The organism is Psychrobacter urativorans, from assembly GCF_904846675.1.
Taxonomy (GTDB): Bacteria; Pseudomonadota; Gammaproteobacteria; order Pseudomonadales; family Moraxellaceae; genus Psychrobacter; species Psychrobacter urativorans_B.
On the sequence record NZ_CAJHBT010000009.1, the window covers coordinates 61,689 to 86,504 of the forward strand.

23 protein-coding genes are annotated in these 24,816 nt (G+C 42.4%); 10 read left to right on the top strand and 13 right to left on the bottom strand.

Annotated elements, in window-relative coordinates:
• Nucleotides 1-13: 13 nt before the first annotated feature.
• Both ccoS and JMY06_RS06085 read left to right on the top strand, forming a co-directional pair.
• Nucleotides 14-337 carry a cbb3-type cytochrome oxidase assembly protein CcoS gene (gene ccoS / locus JMY06_RS06080; protein WP_201617169.1) on the top strand — a complete coding sequence of 108 codons (324 nt, stop codon included), beginning with the start codon at nucleotides 14-16 and terminating at the stop codon, nucleotides 335-337.
• A gap of 84 nt (nucleotides 338-421) precedes the next feature.
• The gene (locus JMY06_RS06085; protein ID WP_201617171.1) at nucleotides 422-1,261 is read left to right on the top strand and encodes a sulfite exporter TauE/SafE family protein; all 840 of its coding nucleotides are present in this window, start codon (nucleotides 422-424) and stop codon (nucleotides 1,259-1,261) included.
• A 118-nt stretch (nucleotides 1,262-1,379) separates the two neighbouring features.
• On the opposite strand, the gene JMY06_RS06090 is transcribed toward JMY06_RS06085, so the two are convergent.
• Both JMY06_RS06090 and JMY06_RS06095 read right to left on the bottom strand, forming a co-directional pair.
• Entirely contained in the window at nucleotides 1,380-2,534 is a 1,155-nt protein-coding gene (locus JMY06_RS06090) for a DEAD/DEAH box helicase (RefSeq protein WP_201617173.1), read from the bottom strand.
• A 199-nt stretch (nucleotides 2,535-2,733) separates the two neighbouring features.
• On the bottom strand, nucleotides 2,734-2,949 hold the full coding sequence (locus JMY06_RS06095; RefSeq protein WP_201525982.1) for a cold-shock protein: 216 nt from the start codon (nucleotides 2,947-2,949) through the stop codon (nucleotides 2,734-2,736).
• Nucleotides 2,950-3,460: 511 nt separating this feature from the next.
• Between JMY06_RS06095 and aroQ the strand changes: the two genes are divergently transcribed.
• Together aroQ and JMY06_RS06105 are read left to right on the top strand one after the other, a co-directional pair.
• Nucleotides 3,461-3,997: a type II 3-dehydroquinate dehydratase gene (aroQ, locus tag JMY06_RS06100; RefSeq protein WP_201617175.1), complete on the top strand. Its 537-nt coding sequence runs from the start codon at nucleotides 3,461-3,463 to the stop codon at nucleotides 3,995-3,997.
• A 262-nt stretch (nucleotides 3,998-4,259) separates the two neighbouring features.
• A complete protein-coding gene (locus JMY06_RS06105; RefSeq protein ID WP_201617177.1) occupies nucleotides 4,260-5,561 on the top strand; it encodes an ABC1 kinase family protein in 1,302 nt (433 codons plus the stop codon).
• Between the two features lie 95 nt (nucleotides 5,562-5,656).
• Here the strand turns inward: JMY06_RS06105 and JMY06_RS06110 are convergent, their stop codons facing one another.
• Nucleotides 5,657-6,487 carry an ion transporter gene (locus tag JMY06_RS06110; protein WP_201525979.1) on the bottom strand — a complete coding sequence of 277 codons (831 nt, stop codon included), beginning with the start codon at nucleotides 6,485-6,487 and terminating at the stop codon, nucleotides 5,657-5,659.
• Nucleotides 6,488-6,806: 319 nt separating this feature from the next.
• Here JMY06_RS06110 and JMY06_RS06115 point away from each other — a divergent pair, with 319 nt between their 5' ends.
• A complete protein-coding gene (locus JMY06_RS06115) occupies nucleotides 6,807-7,556 on the top strand; it encodes a YebC/PmpR family DNA-binding transcriptional regulator (protein WP_201617179.1) in 750 nt (249 codons plus the stop codon).
• Nucleotides 7,557-7,695: 139 nt separating this feature from the next.
• On the opposite strand, the gene JMY06_RS06120 is transcribed toward JMY06_RS06115, so the two are convergent.
• Together JMY06_RS06120 and ftsY are read right to left on the bottom strand one after the other, a co-directional pair.
• A complete protein-coding gene (locus tag JMY06_RS06120; protein WP_201617180.1) occupies nucleotides 7,696-8,295 on the bottom strand; it encodes a methylated-DNA--[protein]-cysteine S-methyltransferase in 600 nt (199 codons plus the stop codon).
• A gap of 21 nt (nucleotides 8,296-8,316) precedes the next feature.
• Nucleotides 8,317-9,378 (bottom strand): signal recognition particle-docking protein FtsY, encoded by a 1,062-nt coding sequence (gene ftsY, locus JMY06_RS11815; protein WP_413786894.1) that lies wholly within the window; start codon nucleotides 9,376-9,378, stop codon nucleotides 8,317-8,319.
• Nucleotides 9,379-10,324: 946 nt separating this feature from the next.
• Between ftsY and JMY06_RS06130 the strand changes: the two genes are divergently transcribed.
• The 3 genes from JMY06_RS06130 (at nucleotide 10,325) to JMY06_RS06140 (ending at nucleotide 13,847) form a co-directional block, all read left to right on the top strand.
• Nucleotides 10,325-10,579: a hypothetical protein gene (locus JMY06_RS06130; RefSeq protein ID WP_201617184.1), complete on the top strand. Its 255-nt coding sequence runs from the start codon at nucleotides 10,325-10,327 to the stop codon at nucleotides 10,577-10,579.
• 98 nt (nucleotides 10,580-10,677) lie between these two features.
• Nucleotides 10,678-12,153, top strand: coding sequence for a M16 family metallopeptidase (locus tag JMY06_RS06135; RefSeq protein ID WP_201617186.1), 1,476 nt, complete (start codon nucleotides 10,678-10,680; stop codon nucleotides 12,151-12,153).
• Between the two features lie 230 nt (nucleotides 12,154-12,383).
• Nucleotides 12,384-13,847: a M16 family metallopeptidase gene (locus JMY06_RS06140; RefSeq protein ID WP_201617188.1), complete on the top strand. Its 1,464-nt coding sequence runs from the start codon at nucleotides 12,384-12,386 to the stop codon at nucleotides 13,845-13,847.
• A gap of 48 nt (nucleotides 13,848-13,895) precedes the next feature.
• On the opposite strand, the gene JMY06_RS06145 is transcribed toward JMY06_RS06140, so the two are convergent.
• Nucleotides 13,896-14,258 carry a hypothetical protein gene (locus tag JMY06_RS06145; RefSeq protein WP_201617190.1) on the bottom strand — a complete coding sequence of 121 codons (363 nt, stop codon included), beginning with the start codon at nucleotides 14,256-14,258 and terminating at the stop codon, nucleotides 13,896-13,898.
• Between the two features lie 508 nt (nucleotides 14,259-14,766).
• A complete protein-coding gene (locus JMY06_RS06150; protein ID WP_320157851.1) occupies nucleotides 14,767-15,789 on the bottom strand; it encodes a D-Ala-D-Ala carboxypeptidase family metallohydrolase in 1,023 nt (340 codons plus the stop codon).
• Nucleotides 15,790-16,088: 299 nt separating this feature from the next.
• On the opposite strand from JMY06_RS06150, the gene rodA reads away from it, so the two are divergent.
• Nucleotides 16,089-17,231, top strand: coding sequence for a rod shape-determining protein RodA (gene rodA, locus JMY06_RS06155; RefSeq protein ID WP_201617192.1), 1,143 nt, complete (start codon nucleotides 16,089-16,091; stop codon nucleotides 17,229-17,231).
• Nucleotides 17,232-18,284: 1,053 nt separating this feature from the next.
• Nucleotides 18,285-18,899, top strand: coding sequence for a septal ring lytic transglycosylase RlpA family protein (locus JMY06_RS06160; protein ID WP_201525970.1), 615 nt, complete (start codon nucleotides 18,285-18,287; stop codon nucleotides 18,897-18,899).
• A 130-nt stretch (nucleotides 18,900-19,029) separates the two neighbouring features.
• Here the strand turns inward: JMY06_RS06160 and radA are convergent, their stop codons facing one another.
• The 6 genes from radA to JMY06_RS06190 form a co-directional block, all read right to left on the bottom strand.
• Entirely contained in the window at nucleotides 19,030-20,472 is a 1,443-nt protein-coding gene (gene radA, locus JMY06_RS06165) for a DNA repair protein RadA (protein ID WP_201617194.1), read from the bottom strand.
• Nucleotides 20,473-20,828: 356 nt separating this feature from the next.
• Nucleotides 20,829-21,539, bottom strand: a complete 711-nt coding sequence (gene lptB, locus JMY06_RS06170) for an LPS export ABC transporter ATP-binding protein (RefSeq protein ID WP_201617224.1) — start codon at nucleotides 21,537-21,539, stop codon at nucleotides 20,829-20,831.
• Nucleotides 21,540-21,848: 309 nt separating this feature from the next.
• Nucleotides 21,849-22,331 carry a lipopolysaccharide transport periplasmic protein LptA gene (lptA, locus tag JMY06_RS06175; RefSeq protein WP_227672210.1) on the bottom strand — a complete coding sequence of 161 codons (483 nt, stop codon included), beginning with the start codon at nucleotides 22,329-22,331 and terminating at the stop codon, nucleotides 21,849-21,851.
• Between the two features lie 199 nt (nucleotides 22,332-22,530).
• Nucleotides 22,531-23,112 (bottom strand): LPS export ABC transporter periplasmic protein LptC, encoded by a 582-nt coding sequence (gene lptC, locus JMY06_RS06180; protein WP_201617198.1) that lies wholly within the window; start codon nucleotides 23,110-23,112, stop codon nucleotides 22,531-22,533.
• On the bottom strand, nucleotides 23,109-23,666 hold the full coding sequence (locus tag JMY06_RS06185) for a KdsC family phosphatase (protein ID WP_201617200.1): 558 nt from the start codon (nucleotides 23,664-23,666) through the stop codon (nucleotides 23,109-23,111). The genes lptC and JMY06_RS06185 overlap by 4 nt, the downstream gene beginning before the upstream one ends.
• A 119-nt stretch (nucleotides 23,667-23,785) precedes the next feature.
• Nucleotides 23,786-24,778, bottom strand: a complete 993-nt coding sequence (locus JMY06_RS06190) for a KpsF/GutQ family sugar-phosphate isomerase (protein ID WP_201525965.1) — start codon at nucleotides 24,776-24,778, stop codon at nucleotides 23,786-23,788.
• Between the last annotated feature and the right edge of the window lie 38 nt (nucleotides 24,779-24,816).

The window sequence follows — 24,816 nt, forward strand, 5'->3', positions numbered from 1 at the left end:
CAAGAGGTCTATCATGCTCAGTATATTTTTATTAATTCCATTGAGTTTAATGCTCTTTGTGGTCGCTATTTGGGCAGTACGTTATGCGGTAAAATCCAATCAATTTGAAGATTTGGACAACGCCTCGCAGCGTATTATCTTAGATGACCGCCAAGAGCGCCGGCAAACCATCCAAGCTCATGATCCTAATCATATCCCGAAACAGGCAAACCAACCCTCGTCTCAAACCTCTTCACAAAACGAGACAGATAGTACTACAGATGCTCAGACTACTGATATGGCTGATATTAATAGTGCTGATAGCGTTAGTGAGAGTAAGAAGCTTACCGATAAGTGAAGCTTACTGATAAGCCAGAGAGCTAGCATATAATACACAGATAGCATAGATAGACAGTTTCATTCATTCTAGGAGATGCTTCCCATGACCACAGCCTTACTCGTTGCGGCATTATTGATGGGATTTTTTGGTTCCCCGCATTGCTTAGGTATGTGTGGCGGTTTGGTAGCAGCTTTCGGCTTGTCGATGAAAGACGCCAGCCCCGCCAAGCGTCGAGCTTTGATTGCCACTTATCATCTTGGGCGCTTACTCAGTTACGCCTCTTTAGGATTAATTGCGGGTTTAATCGGTACGACTGTCCTAGCTCCTATGATGGTAGGTAATAATATCCCGCGTATTCTACTGGGCTTAGTCTTAGTGTTTGTGGGCATGACAATGCTTGGCGCGCCATTTTTAACCAAGCTTGAACGCTTCGGTATGCGCTTTTGGCAAGTATTAGCGCCACTACGCAAAAAAGTCTTCCCACTTACTACTTTCCCGCGGGCATTAACGGCGGGTTTATTATGGGGATTTTTACCTTGCGGGCTGGTTTATGGCGCGCTACTGATCGCAGTCGTTGGTCATGACCCCTTAACAGGTGCAGTGCTAATGTTTGCCTTTGGTTTGGGCACGGTGCCGATGTTAGTTGCTACCCATGGAACAGTCAGCTGGATGCGCAATCAAATCGGGCGCTTGCGCTTGCGGCAAATGAATGGCGCTATTATGGTGCTATCAGGACTTGCGGTTATTGTCGTCCCTATCGCTATGACTAGCATGCATGGCGGGAATAGTGGACACGGTGGTGGTGATATGCAAATGGATCATAGCAACCATTCGGCTATGCTAAATGAGCCGAATACGTCCACAAATCACGATGTGGGCAATATGCCAAAAGACCATAACATAGGCGATGACCCTGCCGCTACCATGGAACCTACTCAGTAATAACGGCGATCAGCGCCCTCTCTTTAAAAATATACGGTCAGCAAAAACAACAAAACCCTCAACATCAATCACAATGTCGAGGGCTTTTATTTTAAACCTGATATTTGAGTTATAGCGACTACTGTTGCCACTGCTCAAGCGTAAACTTAGTATCTAAATGCTTCTCTAACGCAGGTATATTGAAAGCGTCATCTTCACTCACAAAGCTAATGCTAATACCCGTTTGTCCAGCGCGACCCGTGCGGCCAATACGGTGTACATAATCATCCGGTTGGTCTGGCAAGGTATAATTAATCACATGACTGATATCGTCAACATGGATACCGCGCCCTGCGACATCGGTCGCTACCAATATTGACGCATGACCGTCTTTGAAACGCTGTAAATATTTTTCACGTTTTTGCTGAATCACATCCCCTGATAGCATCACAATGTTATGGGCTTGACGCAGTTTATGATAAAGACGCTTGACCTGATCCTTACGATTAGCAAAGACAATAACTTTATTCACCGCCGTATCAGAAATAATACGTTCTAGCGCTTCTAACTTTTGGCTTTCTGTGAGTAGATAAAAATGCTGGTCTACCAGATCACTGGTCTTATGTTCCGGCTCAATTTCAACAAACTGAGGCTCATGTAACCAGCGATACGCTAGATTCATCACATCTTGATTAAAGGTTGCAGAAAACAATAAGCTTTGACGGTCTGTATTGGGCGGCATACGACCGACCAGACGCTTAATATCAGGGATAAAGCCCATATCTAGCATACGGTCTGCTTCATCTAATACCAATACTTCAACGCGATCAAGATACACCATGCCCTTATTCATGAGGTCAATCAGACGTCCGGGAGTAGCAATCAAAATATCTACATATTGACGTTCAAGCTCATGCTGCTGGGTCTCATAATTAGTACCGCCCATAATGCAGACACTATGTAACGAGGTATATTTGGTCAATTCGATACAATCATCAAATATCTGCTGGGCAAGCTCGCGAGTAGGTGCCATCACAACGGCACGCGGCTCAGCTAAATAACGTTCTTCATCGGTAGCAAAAGGACGCGTGAGCAGTGCTTCCATAATCGTCAGCAAGAATGTTGCCGTCTTGCCAGTACCCGTTTGCGCCTGTCCAATAGCGTCTTGATGCGCTAAGGTATGCGGCAATATTTGCGCTTGGATGGCGGTCAGCTCGTTAAAGCCTAAGTCATTTATCGCTCGTAAAGTTGACGCTGAGAGGGGCAAGTCAGTAAATGTGGTGAAAGTACTCAAAGAATTATCCTTTTGTAGTGACCGCTTGGCAATTAAATATAGAAAGCTATCAAACGTAAAAAAGCCAAGCCTAATATCTGTATGCTACCGAAGACATTACAATAATATCAATATCGGTAAGATAAGACAGGCTTGACTCAATAGTATATCAGTAGTTTGCCCAGTCATTAACGCTAAACAGCAATAATGACTGAATGACTTACTCTTCTACTTTTCTGACTTCTTCAGCTTGAAGACCTTTTTCACCTTCAGTAACGCTAAACTCTACTTTTTCACCATCTTGCAATGAGCGATAGCCATCACCTTGAATGGCACGAAAATGGACAAAAATATCTTCGCCGCTGTCACGTTGAATGAAACCAAAACCTTTTGAGTCATTAAACCATTTAACGATACCTTGTTCACGAGCTGACATAATAGTATTTCCTAAAAAATGTGCTTAGCCCCAAATTCCTTTGCAACATTGCATATAAACGGAGTCTAAGTAAAGTCATGAAATCAGAATTTAAGACCCATTATATAAATAAAAATTACGTATCTAACGATTACTTATACTAGAGTGACTTAAATACCAGTTATTTAAATAAAAGCTACTTGCAAGCATATCAGTAACAAGCTTGCAATATGAATCGCTTAAAAAATATCATAGCACGGGTTTTTGGTAACATAAAGGCTTTTGACACGATTTTTAACGACAATATGGCACTTTCTGTAATTTTTTTATAAAACGGCAGGCAAACTGTTATCATAAAGGTGGTAGTTAAATGAATATCATAGGCATTATTAAATCAAACTCGGAAAATAACATTTTTTATGAGCCTATTACTAACAATCTAATGACAATGACTCCATATAAAGAATATAAGTCTCTTTTAATAATGCAATTTTAAAAAATACTTATATTCTTTATAATTACAGAGAAAACTATGAGCGCATCTTCTCAACCCTTATCACAAAAGCCGTCAGTATTGCCTAATATAGACCCGTCTCTTACTCGCAAATTGCTACTCGTAAATGGGGTGAATCTTAATCTACTTGGTAAGCGTGAGCCTGAAATTTATGGTCACACTACCCTTGCTGATATTGAGGCACGGTTAACAGCCCGAGCAGCTGAGCATGATATTGAGCTTATTTGCATTCAGTCCAACCATGAGGGCAAACTGATTGATGATATTCAGCATTATGGCTTATTAGCGGACGCTAGTGAACAAGTTGATGCCATTATTATTAATCCTGCTGCCTTTACCCATACATCCGTAGCGCTGCGTGATGCGCTACTTGCTACTCAAAAGCCATTTATCGAAGTGCATTTGTCTAATGTTCATACGCGTGAGTCATTTCGGCATCTTTCTTATTTGAGCGATGTGGCCGTTGGAGTCATTTGTGGTTTGGGACATCTAGGTTATCAGATAGCGCTGGATTATTGGCTGGTTAATACCTATCAAATAATATTAGATAATTGAAATTCAAGCAATTAAAAACTAACTAAGCATTGCATGACTAAAACTTATATAAATGGCATTTAAAAAACTGAAAGCCAGTATCCTATTAATTCAAAAGGCCTGATAACTTTAGTAACTTAAGCATACTGGTTAAATAGGTAAGGCTTGATTAAAATATAAATACTTTATTAAGAATAAATGACAAGAGCAGTTTTGAACCAATAATAGCAATCATTAATACATCAACAACTCAATACATTATCAATAATATACGGTGATATGAATGGCAAAATCGTCCGGAAAACGCTTTATGAAGTTGGCTGGTATGACTGCAAGTATTGCAGGCAAGGCGGCAAAGAATTCATTAAAGCACCTCTCTAGTGACGAAGAAAAACGTCTGCAAGCGCGCTCGGAGATGATGCAAGACGTCGGCATCCAAATTGCCGAGACATTAGGTGAGATGAAAGGCGCGGTAATGAAAGTGGGTCAAATTGCCTCACAGTATAAAGATGTCTTTCCACCTGAAGTGGCAACGGCGTTAGAAAAACTACAAAAAGACGCGCCGCCGATGCCTTATTCGCAGATACGCACCCAAGTTGAGCGCGAGCTAAAAGCCCCTATTAATGAGCTATTTACCGAGTTTGAAGAGATGCCTTTTGCTGCCGCCTCTATTGGTCAAGTTCACAAAGCTACCCTGCCCTCTGGACAAAAGGTAGTGGTTAAAGTCCAATATCCAGATGTCGATGAGAACTGCGATAGCGATTTAAAACAGGTGCGCATGGCACTAAAAATAGCAGGTGTGCTCAATATGAGCCGCACGTTACAAGACCAGCTATTCAATGAGATTCGCCAAAGCCTACATGACGAGCTTGATTATACAAAAGAGGCACAGAACTTGCGGGTATTCGGCGCGTTTCATTCTAGAGATGACGGTCTCATCATCCCAAGAGTCATCAGTAGTCACTCATCCAAGCGCGTTTTGAGCTTGACTGAAGAGATGGGCGAGACCCTAACTGTCGCGGCAACGTGGGATAATGATATTAAACAAAAAATTGCCAAACAGTTATTTCATTTTAGCGCCGGTCAGCTGTTCGGATTATATCGAATGCACTGTGACCCACATCCAGGCAACTTTGCCTTTCTTCCTGACGGTAGCGTGATCGCCTATGACTTTGGCGGCGTTCGTAGCTATAGTGATAGTGAAGTACAGCTGTTTCGCCGCTTTGCCCAGCACGCTATTAAGGGGGATGTAACCGCACTCGAGCAAGACCTAATTGCCCTAGATGTACGCCGTGATGACAATACTGATATTCCAGGTGAGTTTTATCAAAAATGGCTGGCTATTGGTCTCAAACCTTTATCTATTCCGCCTTATCAAGAAGGCGCATTTGATTTTGCCACCAGTCAAGTGCACCATGAAGCCATTGCTCAGATGCGCACCTCGCTTAAATACTTTGGTCAATTTCAGCCCTCAGCGACCACCATGATGCTTGACCGAACCGTTTCAGGACAGTACTGGAACTTAGTTAATTTAGGTGTGGAGATTGATTTATCACCGTTAGTCGCTGAATACTTAAATCAATAAATGCCTGAGTTAACGAGAGCTTCAATTAACAAACGCTCAATTTAATAGACAGTTATATCTATAATAATTTAGAGAAGTATTCCTACTAGTAGCCCTTATACATGCAGCGCATGGCCGCAGCGATCGCAGAAGGTTGCACCCACTGCATGGCCAAACTTACCACAATTCGGACAAGCAATGGGATTGAGTTGTGGACGCATATTACGCGCCAGCTCAGCAGTAAAAATACCCGTCGGTACAGCAATAATGGAGTAACCAGCTATCATCACCATAGACGCAATCGCTTGTCCAATCGGGGTTTTAGGTGACATATCGCCATAGCCAGTTGTGGTTACAGTCACAACCGCCCAATAAATAGACACCGGTATGCTAGTGAATCCATTTTCTGCCCCTTCAACCACATAGATAACTGCGCCAAAGATAGTGACTAACAGTACCAAAGATAAGAAAAACACAATAATTTTTTGCTGGCTAGTTCTAAGGGCAGAGGCCAAAAATCCCGCTTGCTGCATGTAAGCTTTAAGCCCAAGTACCCGAAACACGCGTAATATTCGCAAAATGCGAACAACCAATAGATATTGTACGCCTACAAACATCAAGCTTAAATAACTGGGTAATACAGATAATAAATCCACCACCCCAAAGAAGCTAAAAATATAACGCAAGCGGTTAGGCGCTGAAAACAGTCTTAAAACATATTCAATAGTAAATAAAATGGTAAAAAACCATTCGGCATAAAAAAACAGCGTGCCATACTGCAAACGCATGTATAACACACTATCGAGCATCACTACGCCTACACTGGTCAAGATCGCAATCAATAATGTCACATCAAAAAGCTTACCCAAACGGGTATCTGTGCCTTCAATAATGATATGAATGCGCTTGCGGAGGTGGGTAATGGTTTCAGCAGTCAGTTGCTTCATAGACTCAGTAGGTTCGTAAAGTCGATAATTTCATAGGATTGGTTGTTTTAAAGTGGTATGAGTCAGTGACGATTAGTCAAATTGCACAGAAGTGGTTTATAATATTATGCACTTATGGCAATCATGACGACACTCAGGTTGTCATAGTGTAGCAAAAAACCGTTCTTAACGACATACAAATAATTAATTTACGCGTAAGCTTATGACGGTGAACAAGCATGCCAATCGCAAAATAAAAGGCATAAAAATCACTATAAACGACTGTTATTAACAGCTGTTTTATTAGTGTGATAAATAGTAAAAAACCTAAGGACATAATATGGCAGGTCATTCGAAGTGGGCAAATATCAAACATCGCAAAGCCCGTCAGGATGCGGTAAGAGGTAAAGTATTTACCAAGATTATCCGTGAAATTGTCTCAGCTGCCAAGCAAGGTGATGCCGATCCCGATAAAAATCCGCGTCTTCGTGCCGTTATCGAAAAAGCACTGTCCGTTAATATGACTAGAGACACGATCAATCGTGCGGTTGCTCGCGGTACTGGCGGCGGTGATAATGATAATATGGAAGAAGTTAGCTACGAAGGCTATGGAGTTGGCGGTGTAGCAGTATTAGTCGAAACCATGACTGACAACCTCAACCGAACCGTGAGTGAGGTCCGTCATGCTTTTACCAAGCACGAGGGCAATCTTGGTACCTCAGGCTCAGTCGCTTATCTTTTTACTAAGCGCGGTGAAATTAGCTTTAACGATATCAGCTTAGAGGATGAAGTGATGCTCGCGGCGTTAGATGCTGGTGCGCTAGATATCGAAAACGATGGTGAGACCCTGTTAGTCATTACTGAAGTGGACAGCTTTGGGCACGTTAAAGATGCGCTCAATGCGGCCGGATTGGTCTCTAACAATGCTGAAGTGACTATGGCGCCGGCAACCACGGCTGAGATTGATAACATAGATGATGCCGAAAAAGTCATGAAAATGATTGATATGTTAGAGGACATAGATGATGTGCAAGAAGTTTATAGTAATGTAAATTTCTCAGATTCAGTCATGGCAGAGCTTGAGCAATAACTGAGTTTTATACTCTGATGATTTATAAGAAAAACTTATAAGCTAAATCTCAATAAAAACCTATTACCTAATAAAAAAGCCAAATGCAATTTGGTGTTTGGCTTTTTTATTGGGTTCCTTAAAGTTGAGCTGTTCAACCTCACGATTTACATTCAACACCTTCAAGCGCTAGTAAACACTCTTTCTTATTTAACCCGCCGGTATAACCGCCCAGCTTACCATCACTGGCAATCACCCGATGACAGGGAATTATAATACTCAATGGGTTTTTTCCATTGGCATTGGCTACTGCACGATAGCCTTTTGGACTATTAACGCGCTCTGCTAGTGTTTTATAGCTGATAGTCTCACCATGATTGATACCTAGTAAAGCTTGCCAAACTTTTTGCTGAAATGGCGTACCTAAAGAGGTATCAAGTGGTAAATCAAAATTTTGACGCTTTCCTCGTAAGTATTGCTGTAATTGAGCAACTGCTGCTAACAGTAACTGCTGTTCAGAATCGCTATCATCCAACTGATCCGCTGTTATAAATTGAACCTTAAAACTATTAAGATTATAGCGTTTCACTAAAGCGCTCAATTTTATACTGTCCTGCCAGCTCTCATTAGCTTGTAACCACGTACAGCAAATAAGCTTTGGTGTACCAGCTATCGTATGGCTAGCCAGTAAAATTGAGATATTAGTAAATGATGAATTGAGTTGAGCACTATCCGATAACGCTACACTGGTCACAATCATAATACTGCCTCAATTAAAATTTTACTTATCATCAGTCTCAAACAATGCCGCGACGAATTGCTTCGGACTAAAGGCACGCAGATCATCAATCGACTCACCAACGCCGATATAACGAATAGGCACATCGGTGGTTTCTGCAATATTAAATACTACACCGCCTTTAGCCGTGCCGTCTAATTTAGTAATGGTGATACCCGTTAACGGTACGACCTTATTAAATAGCTCAACTTGGTTAATGGCATTTTGACCTGTGCCCGCATCGAGCACAATCATGCCTTCATGCGGCGCAGTGGGATCAGCTTTATGCATGACACGTACCACTTTTTCTAGCTCCGCCATCAGATGGGTTTTATTTTGCAAACGCCCAGCTGTATCGGCTATTAGAACATCAATATTTTTGGCTTTGGCAGACTGCATCGCATCGAAGATAACCGAAGCACTGTCTGAGCCATGACCTTGAGCGATGACCGGAATATCATTACGCTCGCCCCAAATTTGCAGCTGTTCGGTGGCAGCAGCGCGGAATGTATCACCGGCAGCAAGCATCACCGACTTACCTTCACCCTGCAAGCGCTTGGCAAGTTTGCCAATAGTCGTAGTTTTGCCCACACCATTGACCCCAACTACTAAAATAACGAAAGGTTTTTTACTGGTATCAATGACAAGTGGTGCAACTTTTGGTGTTAAAATGTCGACCAGCTCAGTTTGCAGGGCTTTATATAATGAATGGGCGTAAATTAAGTCGCCGCGGGTAGTCTGCTCAGTTAAGCTCTTAATAATACGATTGGTTGCATTAACGCCAATATCCGCGACCAACAACTGGTCCTCAACTTCCTCCAACAGTTCATCATCAATCTCTTTACCACCAATCAGAATACTGACCATGCCTTCTGCTAGATTCTTACGCGACTTCGTTAACCCCGTTTTCATACGGTTAAACCAGCTGCCTTTTTGACGACCTTGCGCCTCACCTTCAGGTTCTTGTTGTTCTGGCTGCTCTTCTTCTACTAGTATAGATGGCTCGGCAGCTTGGCTTTTAGGGCTCACGCTTGGACTATCGCCTAGCTGCGCCTGCAAAGGCATTTTTGGTATAGTCGTCTGCGCAGACTCATTACTTGTCTGTTGCTGTGATTGATGTTGTGGCTGGTTCTTTGATTCACTGGCATTAGGCGGTGTGCTTTCAGTCTCATTTTTGACTTCTGGTGATACAATCGGTGAACCTAAAGCTATACTTTCTGCGGCATTAGCGCTGGATACCTCTTTATTGGCTGTAATGCCCTCTTTATTCTCTTGGGCTTTTTCTTGGTGAGACGTTTCAGTTTCGGGCTTAGAGTCCGATTTTGGCTCAGGCTCGTCGATAATGGACACCGATTGCGCTGGCATGCTGGGTAAGGTAATATCATCGTCATCTAAATCATCAAGGCCGCCATCTAAATTAATGACCACGCGATTGCTATTATTTGGATTATTCATAAGTTCGCCTAAAAGTTAGCACTGTCAGTAAAATGTGTATGGTGCCATTTATATCAGCCTATAGTCGCATAATTAGCGATATCGGTATTGGCACTCATTTTTAGCCTAGTTTAGCATAATTTGGCGGCCGCTCAGTTACCTGATAGATAGGCATGACAATCCTTCCTAAAGTTCATATGAAAGCTGATAAGAAAGAGCGTAAGAAAGCTTATCTTAAGGTTTGGACACAAATATATGACCTTGAACATGCTAAACTTCGCCTATTCTTATTCAAACATTTCTTATTCAAATTATTTGAACATCGTCTAGCAGTCTTTTATTGGGAAAACTTATGTTATCGATATTTACTTGTAATAAAAAACTTGCCAGCATAAGCTTGGCTCTGTTGGTGGCGACAATGGCCATATCGTCTACAGGCTGTAGTACCACTCACGAGTTTAAACCGACTGCTAGTGTCATGGTTGGCACACATAAGTCTTTATGACCTTCTTTAGCTTTTATGGCAAGATTTAATGCCAGTACATTCAATAATTATTTTATATAAGTAGGGTCTATTATGTTGTCCTCAATGCAATCACGTTTCTTAGAACCTCAGCATTTATTGAAGTTTAATCACCAATCAAGCAATGCCACTTATGAGAACACTAAGCATAAGAAAGCTACGCATAAAAAAGTCAGGCATGAAAAAGCGACTAAGATAACCTTCACGCTCATTATCGCGGCTTTGTCTTTTTCAGCGGTAGGTTGTAACACTCTGCAAGCGCTTGAACCCACCGCCATTTTAATTTCTGATATAAAAAATTCTATATAACGTTGCCCATTGCTATATTTAGCTGCTTGTTATACTCAACAGCTTTTTATATTTGAAATTACTGTATTTAGTCGTCATTTTTATAAGTAGAAAATCCTATGTCATCATCTATAATGCTGCATGTTGCTTGCGCTTTAGCAGTTGCCACCACCATCAGCGCTTGCCAAACCAGTAACTTTCAGCAAAATGCGCAACCTAACACGACTTCAGTCGAAACAGTGTCAAAAACATCAGGTTCAGCCAACAAACCATCAGCACTAGCGATAGATTTGTCGGGTCGCCATGAATATCAGTTGGACAATGGTCTAAAGATTATCGTTAAAGAAGACCACCGCGCACCAGTGGTGATGACTCAAATCTGGTATCGGGTCGGGTCGGCGGATGAACCGCTCGATAAAGGTGGTATCTCACATTTACTTGAGCACATGATGTTTAAAGGCACAGCTGACGTGTCAAGCGATGATTTTGAGCGCTTGATTGCTAAATTTGGCGGCGTTAATAATGCCTTTACCAGCTACGACTATACCGGCTACTACGAGCTGTTTCCGGCAAATCGGTTGCCATTAGCGCTAGAGCTTGAAGCCGACCGTATGAAAAATTTACGTTTTGATGCCAAAGAATTTGCCAAAGAGCATCAAGTGGTCATGGAGGAGCGCCGCCAGCGTACTGATGACAACCCGCTTGCAAAAGCTTACGAGTCGTTTCGCTTACTGGCCTTGCCTGATAGTCCTAAAGGTGAATCCGTCATTGGACCTATGAGCGAGCTTGAGTCTATTACCCTGCCAGAATTAAAAGACTGGTATAACACTTGGTATGCCCCTAATAATGCCACCTTGGTCATTGTCGGCGACGTTGAGCCGCAAGAGGTATTAGCACAAGTGAAACGCTACTTTGACGAATTACCAACTAGCAAACTACCTACACGCCCTGCCGTCCTTCAACAAGGATTCCGGGGCTATCAACAAGTCAGCTCCGAGCAGGCGGTACAAGTGCCGGTATTATTGATGGGTTATAACGTGCCTGGCCTACTGACTTCTCCAAATAACGATGAAAAACAAGCTTATGCTTTATCTTTAGCACAAGACGTATTAGATGGTGGCCTATCTGCACGCTTAGAGAAAAGACTCATTCGTGAACAAGGTTTATTGACCACCGTCGGCACCTCTTATGATTTATTAGATAGAGGTGATGGGCTGTTCTTGATCCAAGCGACCCCCCGTGAAGGCGTGAGCTTAGAGCAAGCGCAACAAGCTATCATCACTGAAATTAATAAACTTGCCACTGACCCGATTGCCGGTGATGAAATCAGTCGTGCCAAGACCAATACTGTCACTGGTCTAATCTATGCCCAAGACAGTATGGAGGGACAAGCGCAAATGATTGGCTCGCTACAATCTATCGGTCTTGATGATAGGCTACTTGCGACTTTACCTGCCAAACTTGATAGCGTGACTGTCGCTGATATTAAAGCCGCTAGTAAAAAATATCTGGTCAAAGACAACCTGACGGTAATGTATGTGGTACCGCCCGCAGACAAAACGAGTAAAGCTAAAGCCCCGAAGACAAATAAGTAAAAAATGAGCTTTAGTTAAACACTTCACCTATTTGGCACTCAGCAATTTTTTGTGAACCTTTTATCAAAAAGCTCTTTATTAAGAAGCCCTTTATTAAGAAGACAATCATGACACATAAGACTTCTATATCTCATTTAACAAGAACCTCTACATACTCTGCAGCCAGCATAGTAGAGTTAGCTCAATCTATAAAGCCTAAATCGACACGGCTATTGTATCTAAGCGTAAGTATGGCTATTGGATTAGCCACAGGATTAACAGCATCGATTGTTCCTGCTTACGCTGATGCGGATATGACGGAAAATCGTGCGTCCACAGCCGACATCGATGCCAATGCACCTATCGTGGCGCTATCAAAACTGCGCAGCCTTGATAACGTCAAACCTCTACAAGTGACCGTACCGAAAATTCAACATTTCCGAACCAAGTCTGGTGTGCCAGTCTCTTTTGTGCGTGCTGAGGCTTTGCCTATTGTCGATATTGACCTACGTTTTAATGCTGGCAGTGCCCACGATGGTGATATACGTGCGGATGGTTTTGGCATTGCTAATATGACCGCTACTATGCTCACCCAAGGCACCAAACGCTTGGATGAAGATGACTTTACACGGGCAATCGAAACTTTGGGTGTTAATTTAAATAGCAGTGCTTATAAAGACATGTTTATCGTCTCACTGCGTAGTTTATCTGATGACGAACACCTATTATCAGCTATTGATTTAATGACTCAAATGCTTACCGAGTCAAGCTTTGACACCCAAATTTTAGCCCGTAACAAAGCACGGTTATTAGTGGGATTACAGCAGCAAAAACAAGACCCTGGTAGTCTTGCCAGCCTGGCTTTTAGCAAAGCATTATATGGCACACACCCTTACGCCCACCCCTCTTCTGGCACTCTTGAGACCGTCCCTAGTATTCAGAAAAAGGACTTAACAAACTTCCAAAAGCGCTACTTAGTTGCCGCCAATGCATCACTAGCTATGACTGGTAACTTAACCCTTACTCAAGCCAAAAAACTGGCCGAAGATCTTACTGCTGACTTAGCAACCGGTAAAGCGGCGGCGGTCCTACCTGAACCCAAAGCGCTGACCAAAGCTCAGCATATTCATATCCCCTTCCCCAGCACCCAAACCACCGTACTAATGGGACAACTGGGCGAGAAACGCGCCACTGACCCCAAAGCCCAGCAACAGCAAACCAACTTTGCAGTCGGCAATGATGTATTGGCAGGCGGTGATTTCAATGCGCGGCTGATGACCGAAATTCGGCAAAACCTTGGCTATACTTACGGTATATCTGGCTCTATGAATCCGATGCTAGCGCGTGGCCCTTATCAAATTGGTTTTGCTACCCGCAATGATAAAGCACGTTCGGCGATTGATGCTAGCGTGGCAGTAATAGATGATACTTTGGACAATGGTATCACTAGTGCTGAGATGCAATTGACGACGGATAACTTAAAGAATAGCTTTCCGATGGGCTTTGCCAGTAATGCTGGCATTAACGGTTTGCTGGGCATGATGAATTTTTATCAGTTACCGGATGATTATCTGACCGATTATATGAGCCGTATTGAAAAAGTAGAGCTCGCATCAGTTAATCAAACCATGCGTGACACCCTACAGCCGGATAAGTTTTTGATTGTGACTGTTGGACAGGACAATCCATGGGATAGCAAAACAGCCAAGCCTTAAAAAGGATGCCATTAGTCAGTTCAGGTAAGATATTTGAAGGTTAATAGTTTAGTCGATGAGGCTAATTGCTACATCATAGCGTAGGCGTTCAGGCTTATGGGCTGCCCCATAATAAGACAGGCGAATCACATGCTTGTCATAAGAGGCAACCTGATAGGCACCATCAGCAAAGTCATGCACAGCAGGAACAATTAATAGCGCCTCAATTTGACTGTTATTAACCGTAATAGCAATCTGCTGACCTGTACGCGGATATAAGAAATAATCACAATGCTCATCAACCATAACTTCTGCAATGCGTTCAATAGTATTTGTATCGACGTCCTTTTGTAACATCTTTGGACAGATATCTGCACGCTTGGCTGCTAGTCGTGCATAAGAGTTTTTAATATTGGCTTCAGTCTCAGCCATATATGTTTATTTTTCTGGGTAGGGTAAGTCCACTTCTTGGTCAGCTGCAGACTCTTTTCGACTGCATGCATTGATAATCAATAGCGCTGACACCGCACCAATCAATAGAAGTAGATGCATCATCTTTAATGGCACCATTATGTATTTACCTAGATGAAAATTATGTGTTTTCGTTAATACGGACCACAAATTTTTCATAAATCTCACTTAAGTTCACTCGACGGCTCTTTTCCATATTAAATCTTTCAAAATAAGAAAAGAAGCAACGAGCGTCAGCTATAGCAATGAACAATAATTTGTGACCATTAAAGCATAACTCTCCATAGATTTGAGACTTTTTGATTAACTATGTATCTATTCATCCGGATTTTTAACCGTCTGTCAGTTTTTAAACTTGTATTTTTAGCCAATATTTATCTGTATTTGATAGATTTTATTCTACTCAGATTACTGTTATACAGTTTGTATTGATGGATTTTAATTGAGATGCTCGGTCTGAAGTACTTGGTTAATAACGGCATGGCGAGCTACTGCTGGCATTATTAAACCCCCATTTGCGATAGCCTTGGGTATCTAAGTGAATCGCGCCAGTTGAATATAACCCCAGCCCAAAGCCATAAGTCTCACCTTGATATTGCCAAAACTGACAAAGGCCATCTTGCATATTACTGAGACGCCATTGGTTATCGTCATATTCAGGTACCCAAATATCTATCGCACCAGCGGTCATGTGTTTGCTACTATTGGCACCGCCTGCGCAATCGTTCAGCCCTGGACTGCGATATACTGAACGAATCTCCGTACTTGCTGGCAAGACACCTTGGTTTTTTAGGTTACTATAAAGTCGTAAAGTAGGCACAATATTGGACCATAGCTCTTGCGGGGGCAGCTGATAGGGTTCATAACCACATTTCTCCCAACTACGGGCGGTGGTGAGTAGTTGTTGCATTGGGGGAACATTTTGCGCCCCAACTTGAGTACTTAAATAGCGCTGATAGTTTGCAATCTGTTGGGCGCGGTAGCGATCGCTGTTTAGCCAGCTATTAAAGTCCATACTGGCCACACTACTATAGTCATTATTGCCTGTGCTGTAGACGGTATTATAAGTATCATTATAGACGGACGGGCGTTTATTGACATTGACACGTTTGCTTTCTTCTATAGACAGCTTGGCATCGAATTCAAATTCGCGCTGCTTTTGTTGAATAAGTCCCTGCATGCTATCGCTAGTCAGCTTATCTCCTCTGACGTTAGCGTTGCTAGTACTTTTATTTACTATCGGGGCACGATTAATATAAACACTGCTGCTGTCCTGCCGAACTTGAATACGTCGCTCACTACTCTGACTTAAAATAGCCGCATGAACGCTAACACTACTCATACTGAGAATGAAGAGCGCCACTATAGGTTTGATGATGATAGGTTTGATGATGATAGGTCTGACGGTAATAGGTTTGACAGCAGTAGCCACCAAGGAAGTCAAGATAGACTTATCAATATGCATATGCACACGGTCATTTACTTTTGTCATTTCTGGCAGTCACTACTAAGAACATTTTAACGATACTATCAAATTTCGGATAAGCAGGCTAAACTATCGCCTATTTTGAGGCATAGAAGGTTTATTATTTACACTTATCCTCATAATTTTTTATAATCACGTTACTTTATTACTAGCATGTTACTTTATTTCAATTAATTACTAGGTCAATGTATAAAAGATCGATAAAGCTTACCTTAGCATTATTTTTCGTCTAGTTTTTATCTGTTCTTTCTTTATAATCTGCTGCTCTCCTTTATAATCTATTCCTTTAAAGCCACTTTTAGCCTATGTCTTCTAACCCCCAGTATCGCTTTTCACGCCAAAGTCACCATTTCGGTCACCATCATGAACCAACGCTATGGCAGCGCATTCATATTGATCCGTGGTTGACCGTATTGCTGCTGACCATTTGTTGTATTGGCCTAACGATTTTATATAGTGCATCGGCTCAAGATAGCGATATGATTATCCGCCAATTGGTCAGTTATGGAGTCGCATTGGTGGTGATGTTCATAATAGCGCAAATACCGCCAAGCCTCTATCGTACTTTTACGCCTGTATTTTATGTTCTAGGATTGATGCTGTTGGTACTGGTTGATATCATCGGCGAGGTACGGATGGGAGCCCAACGCTGGATTAACTTGCCCGGATTTGGGAGTGTACAGCCGTCAGAGTTTATGAAACTTGGCATGCCGATGATGTGCGCATGGTTTTTGTCCAAGCGCGATTTACCGCCGTCGCTGTTCAGTGTCGCGGTGACTTTAAGTCTTATCATAGTGCCCGTAGTACTGATTGCAAAAGAGCCTGACCTTGGCACCTCTCTATTAGTGGCAGCCAGCGGCCTGTTTGTACTTTTTTTGGCAGGGTTATCGTGGTGGATGATTACAGGTGCTATAGCGTTAATGGTTCCTGTTGGAACCTTTGCATGGTACTTCTTATTACACGAATATCAGCGCATGCGGATATTGACGCTATTTAATCCTGAAATTGATGCCCAAGGTGCGGGCTGGAATATTATTCAATCCCAAACTGCCATTGGCGCTGGTGGCTTGACTGGTAAAGGCTATTTGGATGGCACACAATCACATCTACACTTTTTACCTGAAGGTCATACTGACTTTATCATTGCTGCTTTCTCTGAAGAATTCGGTCTACTTGGCGTGATACTGTTGCTACTTATCTATGCTTGCTTACTGATTCGCTCGTTGTATATCGCGTTTGCCCAACCAGATATTTATAGCCGCCTACTAGCTGGGGCGATTACAATGTCGTTTTTCGTTTACGTATTTGTCAACGTGGGTATGGTGAGTGGCATTTTACCAGTCGTTGGGGTTCCGCTGCCCTTTATAAGCTATGGAGGTACTGCAGTTGTGACTCTGATGGCTGGGTTTGGTTTGCTAATGTCTATTCATACTCATAGAATCAATTAATCTAGGCTTCTAATTTATGAGACTTGTTAAACCATACGGCATGACATTTCATATATAGTCAGGTGGATGTAAATAGAGTGTTTGCCAATTAAGAAGCCTTATGTTGTATCCAGGAAATTGTGTTCAAGACTTGAAATAAGCGAGCGCTGCACACAAATAAAAAGGGTTAGAATAAGAAATAGAATAAATCATTCTATTTAATTAGAGTAAATAAATAAGAGGGACGGATAAATAAATAAAAGCGGCATTTCTTTTAATATTATAAAGTCATTCTACATAAAGTCACTTTACGATAAGCAGTTGGTCATACGCGTGAGCAGTAGGTTTAGACTATTAAACAACTTAATCATAAATATCGTACCGATGGTTAGTAATTTTTTATAACCATATGTTATTGTTACTGTAATATATCAATTGTTACCCAATTTATACACTAATGCTACGTCTATTATTAATAATTACTAATTAATTTACTGCTTGTTTTTTATAAAAAATTGCGTTATTCTCTTTTACTGTATTTTTGATACACAACCAATACATAGCTACTAAGAAAGATAGCATTTAACTATATTTAAGTAGTAGCTTACTAGTATAGTGGGTTACTAGGTTTTCAAAGGCACTACTTAATTAACGTTTTACGAACAAAGCATTATATTAATTAAATCACTCACTAGATAAGATTTGTCAATAATTACTACCATCAAAAAACTGTAACAGACTGTCAAGATTCAGTGAATTAATATCCATTAATTGCTTAGTACTGTCATATTTTTAAGATCACATATTCTGTAAGAAAGATTATATTAATTATCGTTTAAGCATATCATGAGACTCAGCAGATTTTCGTTACCGTCTGCAAACTTATGATGATGAAATGAAAAAATTATCCATACTTTAGAACCTATTGAAGCTTACTTCAATGTTACTCACTATTTATTCAATAGAGTGACGTTAAAAGCTTTAGAGCATGGCATCGTTAGAGTGGTCTAATGATGCCATGCTCAATCTGAGAGTTTTAAGATTAGGTTTTAAGGTATAAGTATAGAGGTATTTATGAATAAGCGTTTATCTGGTTTACTTACAATGTCAATGTGTTTATTTGCAGGCTCTGCAATGGCCTCCAGTGCACATGCAGCAGAAGCAAAAACCACCCTTGCGATTTTGTCTCAAGATAACGCCTCCCATATAGATCGTGTGCTCGGTGAGCTTACACGTCAGCATGATAATGCATCAAGCTTAGTTAAATCTGCGCGGCAGCCGACATCGTTAGCGCTTAACAGCTCATTGCTCGCCAATAATACCAGCCAACTATCTAATGACGAAGACGTATTAGAGCGCTTAACAGCTGTAGCCTCTAATTCCGTGAGCAAATTCAAACAAACTGGCCTCGCTTCTTGGTATGGTCGTAAGTTCCATGGTCGCAAAACTGCCAGTGGTGATACCTTTGATATGAACGGCTTAACCGCTGCTCATCGTTCACTGCCTTTGAACTGTTATGTTAAAGTTACCAATAAAAACAATGGCAAATCGGTAGTAGTAAAAGTGAATGACCGTGGCCCGTTCTCAGGTAATCGTGTATTAGATCTCTCTTATGGTGCTGCTAAGCAATTAGGTATGACGGCTGAAGGTGTTGGTAACGTCTCAATTGAACGTGTTTCAGGGCCATAGTTTTAAAAGTATATTTGTTTTAGAGTTTACTAAAAACATAAATTAAAAATCTAAAAAAGCGCCTTGCTAAATAGTAGCAAGGCGCTTTTTATTGCTCTCATTTTTGACTGCTAGTACTGGTTTATGACTGCTATAACTCAAACGCTCTTTGAATAGCATCATCTAATCGCTCTACGGCAATGATGGTGATATTCTTAAATTGCACATTATTATCAGCAGGTGCATTAGACTTAGGCACGATAGCATGAGTAAATCCGTGCTTCATTGCCTCTTTTAAACGCTCTTGACCGTTAGGTACCGGACGAATCTCACCTGATAAGCCCACTTCGCCAAATACGGCTAGCGCCGATGGTAGAGGCTTCTCTTTAATACTGGAGGCACAAGCTAATAATACGGCTAAATCTGAACCCGTCTCCATCACTTTTACCCCACCAACGACGTTTACATAAACGTCCTGACCGCTGGTATGGATACCGCCATGGCGATGCATCACTGCAAGGAGCATGGACAAACGCTGAAAATCAAGCCCAAGTGCCATACGTCTTGGCTGGCCTTGAGAATCATCAACCAATGCTTGCACCTCAACCAATAGTGGACGCGTACCTTCACGGCTCACCATTACGACTGATCCTGCTACTGGCTTGTCATAACGACTCAAGAATATAGCGGAAGGATTAGCAACTTCTTTGAGCCCCATATCGGTCATACCAAAAATACCCAGCTCGTTGACTGCACCAAAACGGTTTTTGACCGCCCGAATCATCCGGAAGCGTGAGTCAGACTGGCCTTCAAAGTACAATACCGTATCTACCATATGCTCGAGGACTCGTGGCCCTGCCAGTGTACCCTCTTTAGTTACATGACCGACCAAAAATAGTGCGGTACCAGTTTGCTTGGCATAACGGGTTAAGATAGCTGCTGATTCACGAATTTGACTGACTCCGCCCGGTGCAGAATTAATCGCATCGGTATAGATGGTCTGAATCGAATCAATGATAGCGATGGCTGGCTGCTCTTGCGTCAATGCCGCACAAATAGTTTCAACATTGGTCTCAGCCAATACTCGCAAACGATCCGCCGGTAAATCTAAACGCTTAGCACGCATGGCAACCTGCGCTAAGGACTCTTCACCGGTCACATACAGGGCACTACCGGCCAATGAATCAGCACGCGCCATATTAGTGGCTGTCTGTAGCAAGATGGTTGACTTGCCGATACCAGGGTCGCCGCCGATTAGTACCACAGAACCAGCTACCAACCCACCGCCTAATACTCGATCAAACTCGCTGATACCTGTCGGCATGCGCGCATCTAAGGTCACACTGACCGCATTAAGTGGCATGACCGCACTGTGCGTTCCTGAATAGTTACCTGTCGGCGCACCACCATTAGCACTACGTGGCGCAGCGCGACTGGCATGAGGTTTGGGCGCACTCTTATTATGATGCGGCATGCTGACGTTGGGGGCTTCGACTAAGGTGTTCCATTCGCCACAATCAGCGCACTGCCCTACCCATTTACCAAAATGCGCGCCACAATGTTGGCAGACATAGCTACTTTTATTTTTTGCCATGAAATACGAGCCTTATTCAGGTTATAGATCAAAATTAATAATAAGTAATATAAACTATTATAGGTTAGTCATAAATTATAAATAATAATACGAATTTTTTAGACACGTCTGTCACTGTTTTATGGACAGTAAGTTAACTTATAGATTAAGTTTTTGGTTCATGCTTGTGTGAGTATGAATGTAAATAGGGGTGATTTAATTTATGTAGGGCAACTCACGTTGACGATGGTATATATGACAAGACATGCGAACTTGTGAAAAAAGAATGATTAATGAACAAAGTGCTTAGCTTCAATAAGGATTAAGTAATGAAAAACACACAAGAGGGCTAGGAATATTAACAATAGACTAGCCATTTATGCTTGAAAATCCTTACCCAAATAAACACTTTTCACCAATTCATTGTCTAAAACATCTTGTGGTGTACCCTCAGCGATAATAGCGCCTTCTGAGACGATATACGCTTTTTCGCAAATGGCTAGCGTATCACGAACGTTATGGTCAGTGATTAACACCCCAATGCCGCGATTTTTTAAGGTTAAAATGACCTCTTTAATATCACCGACAGAGATCGGATCAACACCAGCAAAAGGCTCATCTAATAAGATAAACTTAGGATTGGCTGCTAAAGCGCGGGCAATCTCACAACGGCGGCGCTCACCGCCTGAAACACCCATACCTAGCGACCGACGAACATGTTCTAAATGGAACTCACCAATCAGTTTTTCAAGCTCTTGGCGCTGCTCGCTGGCAGATAAATCTTTACGGGTTTGCAAAATAGCTAAGATATTGTCCTCAATAGACAGCTTACGAAAAATAGAAGCTTCTTGCGGCAAATAGCCAATACCAGCGCGCGCGCGCTCATGCATGGCATATTTTGATAGGTCCATTTTGCCTAAAGTGACACGGCCTTTGTCCATATTGACCAGACCCACCACCATATAGAAGCTAGTGGTCTTGCCAGCACCGTTAGGACCTAACAGCCCCACTACTTGCCCTTGCTCGACAGAGAAGGAGACGTCTTTGACGACCCAACGCTTACTATAGCGTTTACCCAAATTTCGCATGACCAAGCGCGCCACTACTGGCTCAGTACTTGATGTGCTTGACGCATCTGACTCGCTCGATGTATTTGATTCTTTTAATACATTTGACTTCTTTGACGCACTTTGAAACGTCACGTACTTCGGCGCGTTAGAGACTAGCGATGGTGACTGCTTACCGTCAGTATTGCTTATATTCTTGTTGTCGCTGCTATTAAGATTACTATTATCACTCATACCATACTCATGCTATTACAAAATTTGATATTGGCTCAAAATCCAACTAGAAAACGTGACGGACTGATAAACGGACTAATAGTATTAAGATATTATTTACCGAATGCCGCGCTGACTGGCATTATTATTGGGCGGGAATACCAACTCAACGCGCTGATTACCACCAGCGGTCGCTTCCACGTCACCTGCTTTTAAGCTATAACGAATGACATTACCAGCGAAACTCGCGCCGTTTTGTACCAATCTAGCATTGCCTGTCAAGGTGACAATTCCGGTCACAGCATTATAGTCAATCTTATTGGCTTGTCCCTTTGCTAGACCCTTTTCTTGGGTGACAATCTGTTGCATCGTCGCTGGACGACCCGTTGCTACCGCTGAATTAATGCTACGCTCTTGGGACAGATTCACTGTAATGTTATCAGCAGTCAGTTTTAGCGACCCTTGGGTAATAATGACATTGCCAGAATAGCTAGTCACGCCCGTACGCTCGCTATAGGTTGCCTTATCTGCCAATAGTTTAATAGATTGGTTAGCATCTGACGGCAACGCATGACTATAGAGCGGTAATGCCAGCAGCATGACCGTCGACACTGTGCGCAAATAATGCGGCACTTGAATGCGGCGCGTGGATAGTGAGCGCATAGCAGGCAAAAAGTCGAATTTCATAAATAATTACTCTTGTGATAATTAGTAGATAATAAGGTCAGACAAATCATTATTAAGCGCAGCATATAAATATTAATCAAAGCCCCAGTTATAATGGCTTAATTTACAACAACTAAAACAACGCTTTATCTTTACGTTCGGCGGGTGTGAAGCTGACAGCCACTTGCCCAAATTCATACTCACCGGTCTCCAAATTGGCTTTCATACTGGATGCTTGAAAGCGGTTCATTCCTTGCTCGACTTTAACGGGCTCATCACTGTAGACTTGCCGTGATTTGGTATTGCCTTTAAGAGTTTGACCAATCACTTTAATTGGCGCTATATCGGCATCCGCCTTTTCCTCACTGATTAAAGTAAAGCCGCCTGATAAACGCAATTCACCTGTTTGTTGATTAATAGCCGCACTACCGGCCTGAATTCGGTAGCGCTGCTCGTCTGAGGGTTCCCAATTCATAGTAATGCCTGACATCTCATCTTGGTTAGTGACTGGATTATGAGTGAGCGAATCGGCGTTAAGCTCATACTCAGTATCACCTTGCTCATTGGTCTGTACCGCCTTGATATCAGTCGCTTCATAGTCGACGTCTGAGGCTCCTATACTAACAGGCGGCGCTATATCACCTTGTTGCTGAAAGAACCAGCCAGCAATACCGGCAATAATTAATGCTAAGACGATTAGAATACGGGTATTCACGACAAATCATCCTGATTATCATCTAGCATGTCTAGCGTATAGTGGCCAATAAAGTCTTTATAATGACCGTGACCTTTTAGAATAAGGTCACATATTTCGCGCACCGCGCCATAACCGCCAGCACGAGTAGTGACCATATCGCAACGTTTAATGACTTCTGAGTGAGCATTAGGTACAGTCGCAGCAAAGCCTACGGTTTGCATGGCTTTAATATCAGGCAAATCATCGCCCATATAAGCGCAGTCAGCCGCCGTAATAGTAAGGGTGGATAGCAACTCATTTAAAGCGATCAGCTTATCATCACGGCCTTGTATGACATAATCAACACCCATCTCAGCGGCACGTTTATTAACCATAGGGCTACTACGACCAGTAATAATAGCGGTCGAAATACCGTAACGCGCTAACGATTTAACCCCCACACCATCTTGTACCGAAAAGGCTTTGGTCTCAACACCATTGGCATCATAAATAATCTGACCATTAGACAAAATACCATCGACATCCAACACTAAGAGCTGTACTTGACCGGCTTTTTTGATTAAGTCTTGCATTATGTGTCTCTTATTAATTATATTATTTTATTAACTGTATTATAGTATGAGAATACAACCGTCTTAAAATATAACATTATCAAGATATAAAAAGATTGAAAGATAAACAGCTACGCCGCTTATTTAACCCCAGCATTCAGTAAATCATGCACAGTGATAATCGCCTCTAAATGTTCGTGCTCATCCATCACCAGTAGCTGACTGATCGCGTTTTCGTTCATCACACTTAGCGCATCTGAGGCACGCATGGTTTTGCTGATGTGACGCGGATTGCTGGTCATTATCTTACCCATCGGTGTCGCTAGATCAATACGCTTCTCTAAACCACGACGCAAATCACCATCTGTAAAGACCCCAACCACTTTTTGCTCATCATCAATCACTACGGTCATGCCCAAGCGCCCGTTGGTCATGGTAAACAAGGCTTTGTGTAGCGGTGCTTGCTGATTGACCACAGGTAGATTCTCTGAGAGGGTATGCATCAAATCCTCAACCCGTGTCAATAGCTGACGTCCAAGCGCTCCGGCAGGATGCGATAACGCAAAATCCTCTGAGGTAAAATTACGCGCATGTAGCAAGGCTACGGCTAGCGCATCACCAAGCGCTAAAGTCGCAGTGGTACTAGAAGTCGGTGCCAACTTTAATGGGCACGCTTCCTCAAACTGGCCTAAGGTCAATATGATATCAGCAGCACGCGGTAACATACCACGCTTATCACGGCTGATGCTAATCAGTGGAATGCCCAAGCGCTTGACCACTGGTAATAGCATCCTAATCTCATCGGACTCGCCGGAGTTTGAAATGGCCAGCAGCACATCGCCTGCTACCAGCATACCTAAGTCACCATGACCGGCCTCGCCTGGATGCATAAAGAATGACGGTGTACCGGTAGAAGCAAACGTCGCCGCTATTTTACGCCCGATTAGTCCCGACTTACCCATTCCGGTCACGACTACCCGACCCTTGCAAGCCAAAATAATATCGCAAGCCTGAGCAAATCGATCATCTATCTGCTCAGTCAATAATGCCAACGCTGCTTTTTCAGTATTAATAGCGTCAATGGCAGTACTGATAAATTGTTCATGGGTTAGACTACGCGGATTATTATTCATAGGCGGGCTCGACATTTATTATTGAACTTATTATTAAT